The sequence below is a fragment of the Stenotrophomonas africana genome (genome assembly GCF_013004645.1).
Lineage (GTDB): Bacteria > Pseudomonadota > Gammaproteobacteria > Xanthomonadales > Xanthomonadaceae > Stenotrophomonas > Stenotrophomonas africana.
In genome coordinates this window covers 63,777-80,599 of record NZ_JABEME010000009.1, presented here as the reverse complement: position 1 = coordinate 80,599, position 16,823 = coordinate 63,777, and the positions used below count along the sequence as shown (strand labels likewise).

General features: G+C 66.8%; 18 protein-coding genes. 6 read left to right on the top strand and 12 right to left on the bottom strand.

Translation table 11 applies throughout. The annotated features are described in order from the left end of the window. Positions 1–32: 32 nt before the first annotated feature. From HLA98_RS15820 to HLA98_RS15775, 10 genes are all read right to left on the bottom strand, one after another. Positions 33–491 (bottom strand): DUF6491 family protein, encoded by a 459-nt coding sequence (locus HLA98_RS15820; RefSeq protein WP_057500723.1) that lies wholly within the window; start codon positions 489–491, stop codon positions 33–35. Between the two features lie 221 nt (positions 492–712). After that, a complete protein-coding gene (gene lolD / locus HLA98_RS15815) occupies positions 713–1,426 on the bottom strand; it encodes a lipoprotein-releasing ABC transporter ATP-binding protein LolD (protein ID WP_005409083.1) in 714 nt (237 codons plus the stop codon). After that, complete coding sequence (locus HLA98_RS15810; RefSeq protein WP_049447601.1) at positions 1,419–2,660, bottom strand: lipoprotein-releasing ABC transporter permease subunit; 1,242 nt, start codon at positions 2,658–2,660, stop codon at positions 1,419–1,421. Before HLA98_RS15810 ends, lolD begins: the two co-directional genes overlap by 8 nt. A gap of 23 nt (positions 2,661–2,683) precedes the next feature. Next, positions 2,684–3,133: a hypothetical protein gene (locus HLA98_RS15805; protein WP_057500722.1), complete on the bottom strand. Its 450-nt coding sequence runs from the start codon at positions 3,131–3,133 to the stop codon at positions 2,684–2,686. Continuing rightward, positions 3,084–3,332: an FAD assembly factor SdhE gene (locus HLA98_RS15800; RefSeq protein ID WP_004153155.1), complete on the bottom strand. Its 249-nt coding sequence runs from the start codon at positions 3,330–3,332 to the stop codon at positions 3,084–3,086. Before HLA98_RS15800 ends, HLA98_RS15805 begins: the two co-directional genes overlap by 50 nt. A gap of 98 nt (positions 3,333–3,430) precedes the next feature. Then, on the bottom strand, positions 3,431–4,216 hold the full coding sequence (locus HLA98_RS15795; RefSeq protein WP_005409079.1) for a succinate dehydrogenase iron-sulfur subunit: 786 nt from the start codon (positions 4,214–4,216) through the stop codon (positions 3,431–3,433). Positions 4,217–4,282: 66 nt separating this feature from the next. After that, on the bottom strand, positions 4,283–6,073 hold the full coding sequence (gene sdhA / locus HLA98_RS15790; RefSeq protein WP_057500721.1) for a succinate dehydrogenase flavoprotein subunit: 1,791 nt from the start codon (positions 6,071–6,073) through the stop codon (positions 4,283–4,285). A gap of 31 nt (positions 6,074–6,104) precedes the next feature. Further along, complete coding sequence (gene sdhD, locus HLA98_RS15785; RefSeq protein ID WP_024958619.1) at positions 6,105–6,491, bottom strand: succinate dehydrogenase, hydrophobic membrane anchor protein; 387 nt, start codon at positions 6,489–6,491, stop codon at positions 6,105–6,107. After that, on the bottom strand, positions 6,488–6,880 hold the full coding sequence (gene sdhC / locus HLA98_RS15780; RefSeq protein WP_024958620.1) for a succinate dehydrogenase, cytochrome b556 subunit: 393 nt from the start codon (positions 6,878–6,880) through the stop codon (positions 6,488–6,490). The genes sdhD and sdhC overlap by 4 nt, the downstream gene beginning before the upstream one ends. A 56-nt stretch (positions 6,881–6,936) precedes the next feature. Beyond that, positions 6,937–7,107, bottom strand: a complete 171-nt coding sequence (locus tag HLA98_RS15775) for a DUF1674 domain-containing protein (RefSeq protein WP_005409075.1) — start codon at positions 7,105–7,107, stop codon at positions 6,937–6,939. Positions 7,108–7,146: 39 nt separating this feature from the next. On the opposite strand from HLA98_RS15775, the gene ygfZ reads away from it, so the two are divergent. After that, entirely contained in the window at positions 7,147–8,022 is an 876-nt protein-coding gene (ygfZ, locus tag HLA98_RS15770) for a CAF17-like 4Fe-4S cluster assembly/insertion protein YgfZ (protein ID WP_057500720.1), read from the top strand. A gap of 135 nt (positions 8,023–8,157) precedes the next feature. Here the strand turns inward: ygfZ and HLA98_RS15765 are convergent, their stop codons facing one another. Next, positions 8,158–9,240: an ABC transporter ATP-binding protein gene (locus tag HLA98_RS15765; protein ID WP_057500719.1), complete on the bottom strand. Its 1,083-nt coding sequence runs from the start codon at positions 9,238–9,240 to the stop codon at positions 8,158–8,160. A gap of 352 nt (positions 9,241–9,592) precedes the next feature. Between HLA98_RS15765 and zwf the strand changes: the two genes are divergently transcribed. From zwf to eda, 5 genes are all read left to right on the top strand, one after another. After that, positions 9,593–11,029: a glucose-6-phosphate dehydrogenase gene (gene zwf / locus HLA98_RS15760; protein WP_057500718.1), complete on the top strand. Its 1,437-nt coding sequence runs from the start codon at positions 9,593–9,595 to the stop codon at positions 11,027–11,029. Further along, a complete protein-coding gene (glk, locus tag HLA98_RS15755; protein WP_049447609.1) occupies positions 11,026–12,033 on the top strand; it encodes a glucokinase in 1,008 nt (335 codons plus the stop codon). Before zwf ends, glk begins: the two co-directional genes overlap by 4 nt. Beyond that, the gene (gene pgl, locus HLA98_RS15750) at positions 12,030–12,752 is read left to right on the top strand and encodes a 6-phosphogluconolactonase (protein ID WP_057500717.1); all 723 of its coding nucleotides are present in this window, start codon (positions 12,030–12,032) and stop codon (positions 12,750–12,752) included. Before glk ends, pgl begins: the two co-directional genes overlap by 4 nt. Before the next feature lie 58 nt (positions 12,753–12,810). Then, positions 12,811–14,727, top strand: coding sequence for a phosphogluconate dehydratase (gene edd, locus HLA98_RS15745; RefSeq protein ID WP_049447611.1), 1,917 nt, complete (start codon positions 12,811–12,813; stop codon positions 14,725–14,727). A 194-nt stretch (positions 14,728–14,921) separates the two neighbouring features. Beyond that, positions 14,922–15,581: a bifunctional 4-hydroxy-2-oxoglutarate aldolase/2-dehydro-3-deoxy-phosphogluconate aldolase gene (eda, locus tag HLA98_RS15740; protein ID WP_049447612.1), complete on the top strand. Its 660-nt coding sequence runs from the start codon at positions 14,922–14,924 to the stop codon at positions 15,579–15,581. 413 nt (positions 15,582–15,994) lie between these two features. Here eda and HLA98_RS15735 read toward each other — a convergent pair whose 3' ends face one another. Beyond that, a complete protein-coding gene (locus HLA98_RS15735) occupies positions 15,995–16,642 on the bottom strand; it encodes a response regulator (RefSeq protein ID WP_004153112.1) in 648 nt (215 codons plus the stop codon). Between the last annotated feature and the right edge of the window lie 181 nt (positions 16,643–16,823).

Genomic DNA, 16,823 nt, shown 5'->3' with positions numbered 1-16,823 from the left:
AACGACTTAATCCCCTCCGTCCCCTTTTTTGATCATTTCGCCGGCGCGGTGTTTTCCTCGCGCTCCTGCACCTGCGCCTGGCGCAGTTCCTGTTCGGAGGCACGCAGCGCCTTCACGTCCAGCTTGCGAATGCTGTTGATGAAGCACGGCATGCGCGGGCCGCCGGTAGGGCCGCGCACCAGCACTTTGTCGAAGCGCGCCGAAACACGGTTCATCTGGCTGGTCAGGCCGATGGCGGTGGCATACGGCAGGTCCTGGCAGGGGCCTCTAAGCTCCAGCAGGTAGGCCTCGCTCGGGCGCGTCCACACCGCCAGCGCGCTGTCGCCCAGCTCGGTCCAGCCGTTGAGGGTGCCGAAGAACTGCATGTCGTTCTGCGGCGCACCGGCGTGGGCGCGGTACAGGTCGAGCTTCTCGGCGCTGCTGAGCCGGCCAGTGGTGGCGCAGGCGGCCAGGGCCAGGCAGAGTCCGGCCATCAGGATCGGGGTCTTCATGGCGATCTCCTCGGGGAACTATCGCCATCATGCGCCTGGGCTGGCAACGCCGGCGCGACGACCGGCAGCCCCATTCAGGCGCCGGTCGGCGGTCGACCCAGGTCGACCTCTACCAAAGCAGACCCAAGGCCCCGGATTCCGGTAGTCGCCAACCTCGGTTGGCGCTTGCCCTGCAGGAGCAGCCGACCAGGGCCGGCCTCTTCCAAAGCGGGCCCTGCGCCTCAGACGTCGGCGTGCGCCAGCGCGTGCAGGCGCCCTTCGCGCAGCTCCAGCACCCGGTCCAGGCGCCGCGCCAGGCTGCGGTCGTGGGTGACCAGCACCAGACTGGTGTGACGCGCACGATTCAGTTCCAGCATCAACTCGAACACCGTTGCAGCCGTGCGGTCATCCAGGTTGCCGGTCGGCTCGTCACCCAGCACGCAGGCCGGGTGATTGACCAGTGCCCGCGCCACCGCAGCACGCTGGCGCTCACCACCGGACAGCTCGCCCGGCTTGTGGTCCAGGCGATGGCCGAGGCCGACCGCTTCCAGCAGCGTGGTGGCCCGGCTGCTCGCTTCTGCGACCGCAGTGCCAGCCAGCAGTACCGGCATCATCACGTTTTCCAGCGCGGTGAACTCCGGCAGCAGGTGATGGAACTGGTAGACGAAGCCCAGCGCCTGGTTGCGCAGCAGGCCGCGCGCGGTGTCCGACAGCGCCGACATGCGCTGGCCGGTCACATAGACCTCGCCGGCGGTGGGAATGTCCAGGCCACCCAGCAGGTGCAGCAGCGTGCTCTTGCCGGCGCCGGAGGCACCGATGATCGCCACCGTCTCGCCGGCGGTGACGGTCAGGTCCAGGCCATCGAACACCGGGGTCTGCATGCGCCCTTCGGCGTAGGTCTTGCCCAGTGCTTCGGCGCGGATCACTTCATCGCCGCGGTTGAAGACCTTATTCATAACGCAGGGCCTCCGCCGGCTGGGTGCGTGCTGCCCGCCAGGCGGGATACAGGGTGGCCAGGAAGCTCATCAGCAGCGCGACCACGGTGATCGCCACCACGTCGCCGGTCTGCATGTCGGTCGGCAGGCCGGTGATGTAGTACACATCCTCCGGCAGCAGCTTGACGTTGAACACGCTCTCGATGGCGCCGAGGATGCGCTCCAGGTTGAGGGTCAGGGTGATGCCGCCGATCAGGCCGGCCAGCGTGCCGAAGATACCGATCAGCGAACCCTGCACCATGAACACCTGCATCACCCCGCCAGGAGTCAGGCCAAGGGTGCGCAGGATAGCGATGTCGGCCTGCTTGTCGGTCACCAGCATCACCTGCGAGGACACCAGGTTGAAGGCACCCATGGCGATGATCAGCGACAGCAGGATGCCCATCACCACCTTCTCCATGCGCAGCGAGTGGTAGAGGTTGGCGTTCTGCTGGGTCCAGTCACTCACGCGGTAAGCACCGCCGAGGCTCTGCGCCAGGTCCACGCCCACTTCCAGCGAGCGGTCCATGTCGTGCAGTTTCAGCCGCACGCCGGTGGCACCATCGCTGCGCAGCACGCGCTCCAGGTCCTGCATGTTGGCAAAGCCGACGCCACGATCGACCTCGTTGTAGCCGGCCTCGAAGATGCCGCTGACGGTGAAGCGTTTCATCCGTGGCACCGCGCCGGCGGGCGTACCTTGCACTTCGGCAAACGTCACCAGTACCTGGTCGCCGACGTCAACACCCAGCCAGATCGCCAGTTCCTTGCCCAGCAGCAGGTTGAAGCTGCCCGGCTTGAGGCTGTCATAGCTGCCCTTGGTGACCTTCTTGTCGATCACCGAGACTTTCGGCTCCAGCGCCGGATCGATGCCCTGGATGATCGCCCCCTGCACGCGCGGGCCGCTGATCATCGACTGGATCTCGATGTAGGGTGCGGCACCGGCCACGCGCGGGTCCTTGCGGGCGACGTCCACCACGCGCATCCAGTCCGGCATCGGCTCGCCGTCGCGGCTGATGGTGGTGTGCGCGGTCATCTGCAGCAGGCGGCTGCGGATTTCCTTCTGGAAACCGCTCATCACCGCCAGGGTGGTGATCAGCACCGTAACGCCGAGCGCGATGCCCAGAATCGATGCCATCGAGATGAAGGAGATGAAGCCGTTGCGGCGCTTGGCGCGCAGGTAGCGCAGGCCGATCGCCACGGGAATGGGTTTGAACATGCAGGCACGCCAGTCAATTCAGCTTATGGTGCCATTGACCGGGGCCGACGGGAAACGCTGCGTGCGGCCACGGCCAGTCGCAGTTCACGTCGCTGCCCGGAATCGAGCACATCCGGCCAGAACAGCAGGCGCCGGCGGCGCCGATCCTCACGCCAGAGCAGCAACAACCATGGGCCACGCACGACCAGTTGTGGTGCATCGACGTCCTCTGCGGCCACCTGCAGCGGCTCGGGCGGTACCGGCAGAAGCACCTGCACGCGCGGCCTGCGCTGGCGCCAGGCCAGTTCTGCCAACCCGACGCCCCAGGCCAGCAACACGGCGGGCATCAGCAGCCGTGGCGGCAGATCCGATGCGCGCAGCAGCCAGGGTGCGGCCAGCAGTACCGCCAGCTGGGCGGCGGCCTGCAGCCGCGAGGGGCGCCACTCAAGGCTTGAGGGCGAGGATCTTCTGCATGAGGGGGATCGCGTGCGCATGCGGGCAGGCCTCATAGCCCATGAACCAGCGCCACAACTTATCGTCCTCGCAATCGAGCAGGAACAGGAAAACTTCGCGCTCTTCGGTCGGCGCAGTGCTCCATTCACGGTCCAGGTAACGGCCGAACAGCTGGTCCAGCTCGCGCATGCCGCGGCGGCAGCGCCAGCGCAGCTTCTTCAGCAGAACATCTTCTTCCATCGTGTTTCTCCAGATACAGCAAAGCCACGCATGGCGTGGCTCTACTGGGGTGGCACAGCCACGGATGGCGCGGCTCTACCGGGTACAGCCAGAGCCGATCAGGCGCGGCGTTCCATCATCAGCTTCTTGATCTCGGCGATCGCCAGCGCCGGGTTCAGGCCCTTCGGGCAGGTCCGGGCGCAGTTCATGATGGTGTGGCAGCGGTACAGCTTGAACGGATCTTCCAGATCGTCCAGGCGCGCACCGGTGTCCTCATCACGCGAGTCGATGATCCAGCGGTAGGCCTGCAGCAGAATCGCCGGGCCCAGGTAACGCTCGCCGTTCCACCAGTAGCTCGGGCAGCTGGTCGAGCAGCACGCGCACAGGATGCACTCGTACAGGCCGTCCAGCTTCTTGCGGTCTTCCGGCGACTGCAGGCGCTCACGGTCCGGCGGTGCCGGGGTCTGAGTGCGGATCCACGGCTTGATCGACGCGTACTGCGCGTAGAAGTGGGTCAGGTCCGGAACCAGATCCTTGACGACGTTCATGTGCGGCAGCGGATAGATCGGCACTTCCTTCTTGCCGCAGTCCGAGATGGCTCGGGTGCAGGCCAGGGTGTTGGTGCCGTCGATGTTCATCGCGCACGAACCACAGATACCTTCGCGGCAGGAGCGGCGGAAGGTCAGGGTCGGGTCGATCTCGTTCTTGATCTTGATCAGGGCGTCCAGGACCATCGGGCCACAGGCGTCCAGATCAACTTCATAGGTGTCGGTGCGCGGGTTGCTGTCGTCGTCCGGACTCCAGCGGTAGATCTTGAAGGTGCGCACGTTCTTGCCGCCGTTCTTGACGGGGAAGTGCTTGCCCTTCGTGATCTTGGAATTCTTGGGGAGTGAAAACTCGGCCATGGCTGCTCTCGTTGGCTCAGGCGGCCCGCGCCCTTGGGCGCGGATTGCATGGTAGGCGGGGTCGGATCAGTACACGCGCGGCTTCGGCGGCACTACGGACACGTCGTCGGTCAACGTGTACATGTGCACCGGACGGTAGTCGAAGCTGCACTTGCCCTTCTCGTCGACGCTGACCAGGGTGTGCTTCTGCCAGTTGACGTCGTCGCGGTCCGGGAAGTCCTCGTGCGCATGCGCGCCGCGGCTTTCCTTGCGCTGTTCGGCCGAGTTGATCGTCGCCACCGCGTTGAGCAGCAGGTTGTTCAGCTCGTAGGTCTCGATCAGGTCCGAGTTCCACACCAGCGAACGGTCGGAGACCTTCACGTCCTGGAACGAGTCGAAGATCTTGTCCATCTTCTCGCAGCCTTCCTTCAGCGTCTGGCTGGTGCGGAAGACTGCCGCGTCGGCCTGCATGGTGCGCTGCATGCGATCGCGGATGACCGAGGTCGGGGTATCGCCGTTGGCGTGGCGCAGCTTGTCCAGCAGGCCCAGTGCCTTGTCGCAGGCATCAGACGCCAGCGGCTTGTGCGATGCGCCCGGCTTGATGGTCTCGGCGCAGCGGTTGGCCACCGCACGACCGAACACCACCAGATCCAGCAGCGAGTTCGAACCCAGGCGGTTGGCACCGTGCACCGACACGCAGGCGGCTTCGCCGATCGCGTACAGGCCGGGGATCACCGCGTCGGGGTTGTCGCCGTCCTTGCGGACGACTTCGCCGTGGTAGTTGGTCGGGATGCCGCCCATGTTGTAGTGCACGGTCGGGATGACCGGGATCGGCTGCTTGTGCACGTCGACGCCGGCGAAGATGCGGGCGCTCTCGGCAATGCCCGGCAACTTGTCGTCGATCACGCCCGGGCCGAGGTGGGTCAGGTCGAGCAGGATGTGGTCCTTGTGCTCGCCGACGCCGCGGCCTTCGCGGATCTCGATGGTCATCGAACGGCTGACCACGTCGCGCGAGGCCAGGTCCTTGTAGTGCGGCGCGTAGCGCTCCATGAAGCGCTCACCGCTGCTGTTGCGCAGGATGCCACCTTCACCGCGGACACCCTCGGTGATCAGGCAGCCGGCGCCGTAGATGCCGGTCGGGTGGAACTGCACGAACTCCATGTCCTGCATGGCGATGCCGGCTCGCATGGCCAGGCCGCCACCGTCGCCGGTGCAGGTGTGCGCCGAGGTGGCGCTGAAGTAGGCGCGGCCGTAGCCACCGGTGGCCAGCACCACGCCCTGGGCGCGGAACAGGTGCAGGGTGCCGTCGGACATGTCCAGGGCCAGCACACCGCGGCAGGCGCCTTCGTCGTCGAAGATCAGGTCGAGTGCGAAGTACTCGATCATGAAGCGCGCATCGTGCTTCAGCGACTGCTGGTACAGGGTGTGCAGCATCGCGTGGCCGGTACGGTCGGCCGCCGCGCAGGTACGCTGCGCCGCCGGGCCTTCGCCGTACTTGGTGGTCATGCCACCGAACGGACGCTGGTAGATCTTGCCTTCGGCGGTGCGCGAGAACGGCACGCCGTAGTGTTCGAGCTCGATGATGGCCGGGATGGCCTCACGGCACATGTATTCGATGGCATCCTGGTCGCCCAGCCAGTCCGACCCCTTGATGGTGTCGAAGAAGTGGTAGCGCCAGTCGTCCTCGCCCATGTTGCCGAGCGCGGCGGAAATACCGCCCTGGGCGGCAACGGTGTGCGAACGGGTCGGGAAGACCTTGGTCAGGCACACGGTCTGCAGGCCCTTGGCGGCCAGGCCGAACGTGGCGCGCAGGCCGGCGCCGCCGGCGCCGACCACGACCATGTCGTACTTGTGTTCGGTGATCTTGTAAGCGGACATCTAATCTGGATTCCTGTGTTGGTGCCTGGGCTCAGGCAACGCCGAGGGCGATGCGGCCCACCGCAAACACACTGACGATCATGCCGAGCACGGCGACGAACTTCACCGCGGTCTGCAGCACCAGGGCCAGCAGCGATTCGTGGATGTAGTCTTCCAGCACGACCTGCATGCCGAGCTGCGCGTGCCAGAACATGGCGATCAGCAGGCCGATCAGCGGCACTGCGTTCCACGGCTTGGCCACGGCGGCGGCGGCGGTCGCGTAGTCCGAGCCCAGCAGGCTCAGCACGAAGACCAGGAACCAGATGCCCAGCGCCACCAGGGCGGCGGCAGTCAGGCGCTGGTGCACGAAGTGCTCGGTGCCGGTCTTGGCCGAGCCCAGGCCGCGCACGCTCTTCAACGGGGTACGGAACTTGCTCACGCGGCACCTCCGAACATCACATAGGCCCACACCAGCAGGGTGATCACCAGGCTGCCGATGACCGACAGCCAGCTGCTGCGGATGAAGGCGGGGATGCTGAAGCCGATGGCGAAGTCCTGCACCACATGGCGGATGCCATTGCACAGGTGATAGGCGAACGACCATGTCCACGCGAACAGGAACACGCGGCCATACCAGGCCCCGGCATGGCCGGTGAAGCAGTTCCAGGACTCGGGCCCCATCATCAGGGCCAGCAGCCCGGCGGCGATGATGAGGGCACCAACAGACAGAAAGACGCCAGTGGCTCGATGCAGGATCGAGGTGGCCATCTGAATCTGCCAGCGATACACCTGAAGGTGCGGGGAAAGTGGGCGTTGTCTGGTCGCCATTCGCTGGGCTCGTTGTCTCGGCTGGGCGGCACGCGGCCGCGTTGGCTCAATGCTGATCAGAAATCGATGCAGCGTCCGTTTTTCTCCCAATCGCCATACCGCACCGGATCAAGTCCGCCGCGGCCGCCGAATTCCTCTGCTTTTTCCTGTTCCACGGGCACGGGTGCCGCGGGGACCAGCGGGGCTTCAGATTCGTCGTCGGGAGTGGGGGTTGTTTGGCCTATCATGTTCGGTCTCGCAACGCACAAATTTTAGACCTCGTTCACGTGCCTGACAACCTGCCCCCTGCTTTCGTCGGATATCCGCGCCTGCCCGGCCACCAGTTGCTGAGCCTGCAGGGCGTGGATGCGGCCGTTTTCGCCCACGCCCAGTTCAGCAGCGACGTCACTGCCCTGCCCCTGCAGCACTGGCAGTGGAGCGCCTGGTTGAGCGCCAAGGGCCGCACCCTGGCGGTGTTCCAGCTGCTTCGGCTGGCCGAGGACCATGTGATGCTGGTGCTGGCCGACGGTGATGCCGATGCGATTGCGTCGCAACTGCAGCGCTTCGTGTTCCGCCGCAAGGTCAAAGTGCTGCTGCGCAGCGATCTGGCGGTGGCCGGCGCCTTCACTGCGCCCGAGGCCGCCAGCGCCGCCGCGATTGCGCACACTGCAGGTGATGGCTGGGAGCTGGACGTGGGCAGTGATGCCCTGCCGCGCACCTTGCGTATTGCCAGTGCCGATGCCTTCGCTGCCGGCAGTGAGGCCGATGAAGCCGCTTTCGCTCTGGCCTGGCGCCAGGCCGACCTGCGCTACGGCCTGCCGCGCCTGGAAGAAAGCCAGCGCGAAGTGTGGACTCCGCAGCAGCTGGGCCTGGACCGTCTGAATGGCTACAGCGTGAAGAAGGGCTGCTACCCGGGCCAGGAAATCGTCGCCCGCACCCACTTCCTCGGCAAAGCCAAGCGCGCGGTGCAGCTGCTGCATACCGCGGCACCGGCGCAGGCCGGCGATGGCGTGCAGCAGGATGGCGCGGCGCTGGGCACGATTGCCAGCGTGGCCGGCGACCTGGCACTGGCGGTGCTGCCGCTGGAGGCCGGTGATGCTGACCTGCAGGTGGGTGATGCCATTGCGCAGCGCGTGCCGTTGCTGGATGGTCTGGCACGCTGAAGCAGGTTGGTGGGGATCTGCACTGGTGGGTGCGGACCGTTGGTCCGCACGCCTTCGGCGGAGGAATGGTAGTACCGGCCGCTGGCCGGCAACCACGCACAGTTGAGGTTGCCGGCCAGCGGCCGGCACTACCCGCTACAGGCGCTCGCCGGTTTCCGGGCTGAAGAAATGCAGGCCCTGCGGGTGGATCGCCACGCGTATCTGCTCACCCACCGCCGGCAGCGCCTGCGGCGCCACGCGCATGGTCAGCGCGTGCTGGCCACTGCTCAGATTGACGAATATCTCGTTGCCGACCGGCTCGATGCCCTCGATGCGCGCGGTGAATGCATGCGCATCGTCGGCAGCCGCCGGCTGCAGGTGCTCCGGACGCACGCCCACCGCGATCGGCTTCTGCAGCCATGCCGGATCGATCGTGGCCTGGCCCAGCGGTGCACGCCACTCGCCGTCGACCACGGTCACGCCACCGGCATCGCCCTGCAGCGTGCCACGCAGCACGTTCATCGCCGGACTGCCGAGGAAACCCGCCACGAACAGGTTGGCCGGGCGGTCGTACAGGGCCATCGGCGTATCGATCTGCTGGATGATGCCGTCCTTCAGCACCACGATGCGCTGGCCCAGGGTCATCGCTTCGACCTGGTCGTGCGTCACGTAGATCATGGTGGTGCCCAGCTTGCGGTGCAGCTGCGCGATCTCGGTGCGCACGCTGTGGCGCAGCTTGGCATCCAGATTGGACAGCGGTTCGTCGAGCAGGAACACCGCCGGCTCGCGCACCAGCGCCCGGCCCAGCGCAACACGCTGGCGCTGGCCGCCGGACATCGCCTTGGGCAGCTTGTCCATCATCTCGGTCAGGCCCAGCGTCTGCGCGGCCTCGGCGATGCGCTTGTCGATGGTCGCCTTGTCATGCCCGCGCAGCTTCAGGCCGAAGGCCAGGTTCTCGGCCACGGTCATGTGCGGGTACAGCGCGTAGCTCTGGAACACCATGGCGATGTCGCGATCCTTCGGCGCCACGTCGTTGACCACGCGATCACCGATGGTCAGCGTGCCGCCGCTGATCTCCTCCAGGCCAGCCACCATCCGCAGCAGGGTCGACTTGCCACAGCCGGACGGACCGACCAGCACCATCAGCTCGCCATCGGCGACCTCGAAGCTGGCGTCCTTCACCGCGACCTGGCCGTTGTCATAGACCTTGCGCACACCCTGCAACTGCACTTTTGCCATATCACCTATCCGGTCCGCCCGAAGCCGGGCTGTCTTTTGGGACTGCCTCGGCCCTCCCGATGGCAGTGATGATTGCGCGCTTGCCGCATGACGGCGAGCACTGCAATCGAATACAGTTGCCCATTCTGCCATGTAAACGTTTTCACGTGGCACTATCCGATGATCGGTGCGCACCGATCTGCGTCGGCGGTTGAACGAAGGTTCCGCCGAGGTAGTGGTTTCGAATGGAACGGTCTTCCGGTATCCCGGAGAACGCCCCCGACGAACCTCGGACAGGCAGTTGCGCGGATGTCCCCCGAACCCAGCCATGAAGCGATTGACAACGATGTCACCCGGATCTGAAACTCGAGCGATGCACGACACCCTCTTCCTGTTCGGTGCCACAGGTGATCTGGCCCAGCGCTACCTGTTCCCTTCGCTGCTTCGCCTGCTTGGCGACGGCCTGCTGCCGGAGGACTTCCGCATCCGTGCGCTGGCCCTGTCCGGGCATGACACCGAAGCCTTCCATGACATCCTGCGGCCGCGCCTGCAGCAGGCCATGCCGATGGCCACGCAGGATGACATCGGCGCCCTGCTGCGCCGCATCGACTACCGTTCGGTGGACCTGCGCGATGTCGACTCGGTTGCCGCCGCGGTCTCCGACCTGGTGGACCGCAAGTGCGTCAGCTACCTGGCCATCCCGCCGGGCCTGTACATCTCCACCTGCGAAGGCCTGGCCAAGGGCGGTGCACTTGCCGCACCGGCACGGCTGATGCTGGAGAAGCCGATCGGCAGCGACAGCGAGAGCGCCGAGGAAATCATCAGCACCATCGGCCAGTGGATCGACGAAGACCGCGTGTTCCGCCTCGACCACTACCTGGGCAAGGCAGCGGTGCAGAACCTGATCGCGCTGCGCTTCGGCAACACGCTGCTGGAAGCGGTGTGGAACCGCAACTACATCGAATCGGTGCACATCCTGGTGGCCGAGAGCGAAGGCGTGGACGGCCGCGACGCCTACTACGCACGCTCCGGCGCGCTGCGCGACATGGTGCAGAGCCACATCCTGCAGCTGCTGTGCATGGTGGCGATGGAACCGCCGGCCTCGCTGGAAGCCGACCGCATCCGCGACGAGAAGGTCAAGGTGCTGCGCGCCCTGCGCCCGCTCGATGCCAAGCACGCTGCGCGTGACAGCATCCGTGGCCGCTACACCGCCGGCACCATCAACGGGCAACCGGCCCAGGCCTACCAGCCGCCGGAAGGCAGCGACGTGGAAACCTTCGCCGGTGTCACCGCGCATATCGACAACTGGCGCTGGAGCGGTGTGCCGTTCCACCTCGTCACCGGCAAGCGCCTGCCCGAGCGCACTACCCGGGTGGTGGTCACGCTGAAGCCGGTCACCCACTGGCTGTTCGAGCGCCCGCAGCGCGCGCAGGCCGCGCCGAACCGCCTGGTGTTCCAGCTGCAGCCGCAGGAAAACATCGAACTGGGCCTGATGAGCAGCCTGGCCGGCCCGGAATGGGGCGCGCTGGAACTGCATCCGCTGGAACTGGAACTGTCGGTGCCGACCGGCCTGCACCGCCGCATCGCGTACGAACGCCTGTTCCTGGACGCGTTCAACGGCAACCACACGCTGTTCGTGCGCGATGACGAAGTGCGCGCCGCCTGGGCCTGGATCGACAGCGTCGCCGATGCCTGGAAGGACGCCAAGCTGCCGCTGGAACCCTACCCGGCCGGCCAATGGGGCCCGAGCAATGCGGGCGAGTTCCTTCCGCAGGATGTGGACGCACCGGACACTGGAGCCTCGGCATGAGTGCCAGTTCGCAGCCGGTGCTGGTCGCCGACATCGGTGGCACCAACGCCCGCTTCGCCCTGGCCGACACCTCGCTGGACGCACCGCTGCAGAAAGACAGCATCCGCGAGTACGCGGTGGCGGAGTTCCCGTCGCTGGGTGATGCCGCGCGCCACCATCTGGAACAGATCGGCGCCACTGCAAGCCGCGGCGTGTTCGCGGTTGCCGGTCGGGTCGATGGAGACGAAGCGCGCATCACCAACCATCCGTGGGTGATCTCGCGCAGCCGCACCGCCGCCATGCTCGGTTTCGACGAACTGCACCTGATCAACGACTTCGCCGCACAGGCGATGGCGATTTCACTGCTGCAGCCCGATGACGTGGTCCAGGTCGGCGGTGCCGCCTGGGTCCCCGGCAAGCCCGGCCAGCCGCGCAACTACGCGGTGATCGGCCCGGGTACCGGCCTGGGTGTCGGCGGCCTGATCCTGCGCCACGGGCGCTGCTACCCGCTGGAAACCGAAGGCGGCCATGTCAGCTTCCCGCCGGGAACCCCGGAGGAGATCCGCATCCTGGAAATCCTGTCCGAACAGTTCGGTCGCGTCTCCAACGAGCGGCTGATCTGCGGCCCTGGCCTGGTCAACATCCATCGCGCGGTGTGTGAGATGGCCGGTATCGACCCGGGCCAGCTGCAGCCGGTGGACGTGACCGCCCGCGCCCTGCACGGTGATCCGCAGGCAATGCGCACCGTGGACGTGTTCTGCGCGGTGTTCGGCGCCATTGCCGGTGACCTGGTGCTGACCCAGGGCGCCTGGGACGGCGTATTCCTGACCGGCGGCCTGACCCCGAAGATGCTCGATTCACTGCAGCACTCCGGTTTCCGCCAGCGCTTCGAACACAAGGGGCGGTTCTCTTCGATCATGGCGCGCGTGCCCTCCTTGGCCGTGATGCATCCCCACGCCGGACTGCTGGGCGCCGCCGCCTATGCCGCCGACGCCGAACGTGACGCACCTGGAGTTGCCGCATGAGCCCCACCTTCCACGACGACCGCATCGAGTTCATCAACCACGGCGATGCCGATGGCTGGATCGAGGCAGTGGCCGCCGAGATGGCGCAGACCCTCAACCACGACATCAACGAAGTGGGCCGCGCCCGCATCCTGTTGTCCGGCGGCACCACGCCGGCGCCGGTCTACCAGGCACTGGCCGAGTTGGACGTGCACTGGGACCGGGTGGAAGTGAGCCTGGCCGACGAGCGCTGGCTGTCGCCGCAGGATCGCGACAGCAATGCCTGGCTGGTGCGCGAAAACCTGCTCAAGCGCGCCGAAGGTGCGCATTTCGACCCGCTGGTGCGCATCGGCAAGCCGCTGCCGGAATGCGTCTACACCGCCAACCTGCAGGCCCAGCACAGCCAGCCGCCGAGCCTGGTGGCACTGGGCATGGGCAACGACGGCCACACCGCCTCGCTGTTCCCGGGCTCGAAGGACCTGGCCCGCGCACTGGAAAGCACCCTGCCCTACGCGGCACTGGATGCCACCGGCTGCCCGGGCGCGAACCAGTGGCCGCTGCGCATCACGCTGACCCCGCACGGCCTGCGCCAGTGCCGCCAGCGCCTGCTGCTGCTGCGTGGCAAGCAGAAGCTGCAGGTGCTGCGCCAAGCGCTGGACAGCAACGATGCCCAGCAGTATCCGATCCTCAACGCGATCAACCTGGAAGGCGCGCGCCTGCGCGTCCACTGGGCTGATTGATGTCGGCGGCGGCGCCGCGCCGCCGCTTGCCTCTCGCCACCACGAACGCCGGTAGCCAATGAGCCTCCATCCGCAACTGCAAGCCATCACTGAGCGTGTCATCCGCCGCAGCGCCGCCTCGCGTGCCGCCTATCTGGCCGCGATCGACGCCTCCCTGCGTGAGGGCCCGTTCCGCAGCCGCCTGAGCTGCGGCAACCTCGCCCACGGGTTCGCCGCCTGCGGCGGCACCGACAAGAGCCGCCTGCGTGGCGGGGTGACGCCAAACCTCGGCATCATCACCGCCTACAACGACATGCTGTCGGCGCACCAGCCGTTCGAGACCTATCCGGAACAGATCCGCGAGATCGCGCGCGAGCTTGGCGCCACCGCACAGGTGGCCGGCGGCGTGCCGGCGATGTGCGACGGCGTCACCCAGGGCCGCGGCGGCATGGAACTGTCCCTGTTCTCGCGCGATGTCATTGCCCAGGCCACGGCGATCGGCCTCAGCCACGACATGTTCGACACCACCGTCTACCTCGGTGTCTGCGACAAGATCGTACCGGGCCTGCTGATCGGTGCGCTGGCCTTCGGCCATCTGCCGGCGGTGTTCGTGCCGGCCGGCCCGATGACACCGGGCATCCCGAACAAGCAGAAGGCCGAAGTGCGCGAGCGCTATGCCGCCGGTGAAGCCACCCGCGAAGAACTGCTGGAAGCCGAGTCCGCCTCCTACCATGGCGCCGGCACCTGCACCTTCTACGGCACGGCCAACTCCAACCAGGTGCTGCTGGAAGCGATGGGCGTGCAGCTGCCGGGCGCGTCGTTCGTCAATCCGGGCACGCCGCTGCGCGATGCACTGACCCGCGAAGCGACCGAACGTGCGCTGGACATCACCGCATTGGGCGATGACTTCCGCCCGCTGGGCCGGATCATCGACGAGCGCGCGATCATCAACGCCGTCATCGCGCTGATGGCCACCGGCGGGTCGACCAACCACACCATCCACTGGATCGCGGTGGCGCGTGCTGCCGGCATCGTGCTGACCTGGGACGACTTCGACGAACTGTCGCAGCTGATCCCGCTGCTGGCCCGCGTCTATCCGAACGGCGACGCCGACGTGAACCGTTTTGCGGCCGCAGGCGGCCCGGCCTTCGTGTTCGGCGAGCTGATCAAGGCGGGCCTGATGCATGGCGACCTGGTCAGCGTCGCGCGTGGCGGCATGGCCGACTACGCACGCGAACCGCAGCTGCGCGATGGCCAGCTCGTCTATCTGCCGGGCCTGGAACGCAGCGCCGATGACGAAGTGGTGCGTGGCGTCGACAATCCGTTCGAGCACCAGGGCGGACTGCGGCTGCTGCGCGGCAACCTGGGCAAGTCGCTGATCAAGCTGTCGGCGGTGAAGCCGCAGTACCGCACGATCGAAGCACCGGCGGTGGTGGTCGATGCACCGCAGGTGTTGAACAAGCTGCATGCCGGTGGCCTGCTGCCCGAGCATTTCGTGGCGGTGGTGCGTTACCAGGGCCCGCGTGCCAACGGCATGCCGGAACTGCATTCGCTGGCGCCCCTGCTGGGCCTGCTGCAGAACCAGGGCCGGCGCGTGGCGCTGGTCACAGACGGCCGCCTCTCCGGCGCTTCGGGCAAGATCCCGGCAGCGATCCACGTGACGCCGGAGGCTGCCCGCGGCGGCCCGCTGGCCAAGGTGCGCGAGGGCGACATGATCCGCCTGGATGGCGAGGCCGGCACGCTGGAAGTGCTGGTGGACGCGGCCGAATGGGCGGCACGCCCGCTGGCGCCGAACACTGCGCCTGCCGCGCATGACCTGGGCCGCAATCTGTTCGCGATCAACCGCCGCGTGGTGGGTCCGGCCGACCAGGGGGCGATTTCGATTTCGTGCGGGCCGGCGGCGGCCGATGGCGGGCCGTGGGAGTACGACGCGGAATACGAGCTGGGGCACGATGCGGCGGCAGCGGCGGCGCCGCATGAGGCAAAAGACGCCTGAAGCGAAAAGCCGCGGCAGGCTTCCCGACCTGGGCAGTAGAGCGCCCTGGCCGGGACACGCCGTAAACCCTTCCATGGGGGCTCGGTCGCGGCTGGGGCTACCCGCGCCCTCCTGACACTCTACGGCGCATCGACGCCGCGAAGTGATCACTGAAAATCAAATTCAAAAGCAGAAGCAAAGGCAGAAGCAGAGCTATGGGTATCGAACAACATCAGGTGAAGGCGGCGGAGCTGTTGCATGCGGCGGGCATCCTGCCGGTGGTGACGATTCATACGCTGGACCAGGCGCGTGCGGTCAGTGCGGCGCTGCTGGAAGGTGGCTTGCCGGCGATCGAGCTGACGCTGCGCACGCCGGTGGCGATGGAAGCGCTGGCGATGCTCAAGCGTGAGCTGCCGGACGTGGTGGTGGGTGCCGGCACGGTGCTGACCGTGGAGCAGATGCAGCAGTCGATCGACGCGGGCGCGGACTTCCTGGTGACCCCGGGTACGCCGCCGGCGCTGGCCGATGCACTGGCCGCTGCGCCGCTGCCGGTGGTGCCGGGTGCGGCAACGCCGACCGAGCTGCTGTCGCTCTACGCCCGCGGCTTCCGCGTGTGCAAGCTGTTCCCGGCCACGGCTGTGGGTGGCCTGGCAATGATCAAGGGACTGGCGGGGCCGGTGGCGGACCTGAAGCTGTGTCCGACCGGCGGCATCACCGAAAACACCGCCGCCGAATACCTCGAGCAGAAGAACGTGGTCTGCATCGGCGGCTCGTGGATGGTGCCGGGCAACTGGATCGCCAACGGTGAATGGGACAAGGTGCGCGCCAGCGCCGCCGACGCCGCCAAGATCATCCAGCGCGTGCGCGGCCACTGAGCCCGACGCAGCTGTAGAGCCGAGCCCATGCTCGGCTCCGCGCCAGCGGAACGGAAAGCAGCCGAGCATCGGCTCGGCTCTACAGAACCAGCATCCAGAGCGTGCAAAGCGCGCGACCCGCTCCTGCTTTTCAATCTTCATTCCGCGGTGGCGGCGCACGGAACCTGTCCGTGGCCGGGCGGATGGGTTGTGCAGGGGCGTGAGCCGCATGGGCCCGAGGCACGCCTCGGGCGGGTTGGGTAGGACGCCCAACCCTGGCCTTGCCGTGTGCGCAGGACAGCGCACACGAGCAAGCGGCGACCGAGCTTACAGGGACGTACTTGCAGCGCCCCCTGCACAGCCCATCCGCCCGGCCAACCACCACAATCCAACCGCACTACCACCGCGAGGGGCTCAGCCGTTGGCCGAAAACCTCACAGCGGCCGCGCCGGATCCACCAGCCCGTACTGGCTGGCCATCCGCGCCAACGCGATGTTGTCGTGAATCCCCATCTTCTCGAACAACCGCGCCTTGTGCGTGTTCACCGTCTTCGCACTCAGGCTCAGACGACGCGCGATGTCCTCCTGACGCAGGCCCTGGGTCAGCAGCAGTGCCACCTCCAGCTCGCGCGGCGACAGGCTGTCGAACGGCGAACCGTTGCCTTCCACCGTCGACAGCGCCAGGTTCTGCGCGATGCTGGTGCCCAGGTAGCGACGGCCACCGGCCACGTCACGCACCGCGCGCAACAGCTCCTGCGCATCGCAGCCCTTGCCGATGTAGCCGGCAGCACCGGCTTCAAGCAGCCGCTTCGGCAGCGGGCCATCTTCCAGCACCGACACGATCACCACGCGGGTATTACGGTGGCTGCGCACGATACGCTCGGTCACTTCCATGCCGCTCACACCCGGCAGGTGCAGGTCACACAGCACCACATCCGGCAGCAGCTGACGGACTTCACGCAGCGCGTCTTCGCCGGTCTCGGCTTCGCCCACCACCTCGATGTCGGTTTCCCCCGACAGAATCATCTTCATCCCGGTGCGGACCAGCGCGTGGTCATCCACCAGGTAGACTCGAATCGTCATCCACGTACCTCTTCGAATGCGGCCATTGCAGGTCAAGCTAGGTGGGGTGCCGATACCCCTGCAAGCGCGTTCGGAATGCGACCCCGGCAATCTGCCTTGCGCATCACAGTACCGCGCGTTGTGCTTGCCCCCTGTCTTGCAGAACCTGCTGCAACGAAACAACTGATCTATCACGTAGACG

What these genes read in the sequence shown, in the direction of transcription:
- HLA98_RS15810 (WP_049447601.1), bottom strand. Translation starts at nt 2,660, where the DNA reads ATGTTCAAACCCATTCCCGTGGCGATCGGCCTGCGCTACCTGCGCGCC.
- HLA98_RS15820 (WP_057500723.1), bottom strand. Translation starts at nt 491, where the DNA reads ATGAAGACCCCGATCCTGATGGCCGGACTCTGCCTGGCCCTGGCCGCC.
- zwf (WP_057500718.1), top strand. Translation starts at nt 9,593, where the DNA reads ATGCACGACACCCTCTTCCTGTTCGGTGCCACAGGTGATCTGGCCCAG.
- eda (WP_049447612.1), top strand. Translation starts at nt 14,922, where the DNA reads ATGGGTATCGAACAACATCAGGTGAAGGCGGCGGAGCTGTTGCATGCG.
- HLA98_RS15735 (WP_004153112.1), bottom strand. Translation starts at nt 16,642, where the DNA reads ATGACGATTCGAGTCTACCTGGTGGATGACCACGCGCTGGTCCGCACC.
- glk (WP_049447609.1), top strand. Translation starts at nt 11,026, where the DNA reads ATGAGTGCCAGTTCGCAGCCGGTGCTGGTCGCCGACATCGGTGGCACC.
- sdhC (WP_024958620.1), bottom strand. Translation starts at nt 6,880, where the DNA reads ATGGCGACCAGACAACGCCCACTTTCCCCGCACCTTCAGGTGTATCGC.
- edd (WP_049447611.1), top strand. Translation starts at nt 12,811, where the DNA reads ATGAGCCTCCATCCGCAACTGCAAGCCATCACTGAGCGTGTCATCCGC.
- lolD (WP_005409083.1), bottom strand. Translation starts at nt 1,426, where the DNA reads ATGAATAAGGTCTTCAACCGCGGCGATGAAGTGATCCGCGCCGAAGCA.
- pgl (WP_057500717.1), top strand. Translation starts at nt 12,030, where the DNA reads ATGAGCCCCACCTTCCACGACGACCGCATCGAGTTCATCAACCACGGC.
- HLA98_RS15805 (WP_057500722.1), bottom strand. Translation starts at nt 3,133, where the DNA reads ATGCGCACGCGATCCCCCTCATGCAGAAGATCCTCGCCCTCAAGCCTT.
- sdhA (WP_057500721.1), bottom strand. Translation starts at nt 6,073, where the DNA reads ATGTCCGCTTACAAGATCACCGAACACAAGTACGACATGGTCGTGGTC.
- HLA98_RS15765 (WP_057500719.1), bottom strand. Translation starts at nt 9,240, where the DNA reads ATGGCAAAAGTGCAGTTGCAGGGTGTGCGCAAGGTCTATGACAACGGC.
- HLA98_RS15775 (WP_005409075.1), bottom strand. Translation starts at nt 7,107, where the DNA reads ATGATAGGCCAAACAACCCCCACTCCCGACGACGAATCTGAAGCCCCG.
- HLA98_RS15800 (WP_004153155.1), bottom strand. Translation starts at nt 3,332, where the DNA reads ATGGAAGAAGATGTTCTGCTGAAGAAGCTGCGCTGGCGCTGCCGCCGC.
- HLA98_RS15795 (WP_005409079.1), bottom strand. Translation starts at nt 4,216, where the DNA reads ATGGCCGAGTTTTCACTCCCCAAGAATTCCAAGATCACGAAGGGCAAG.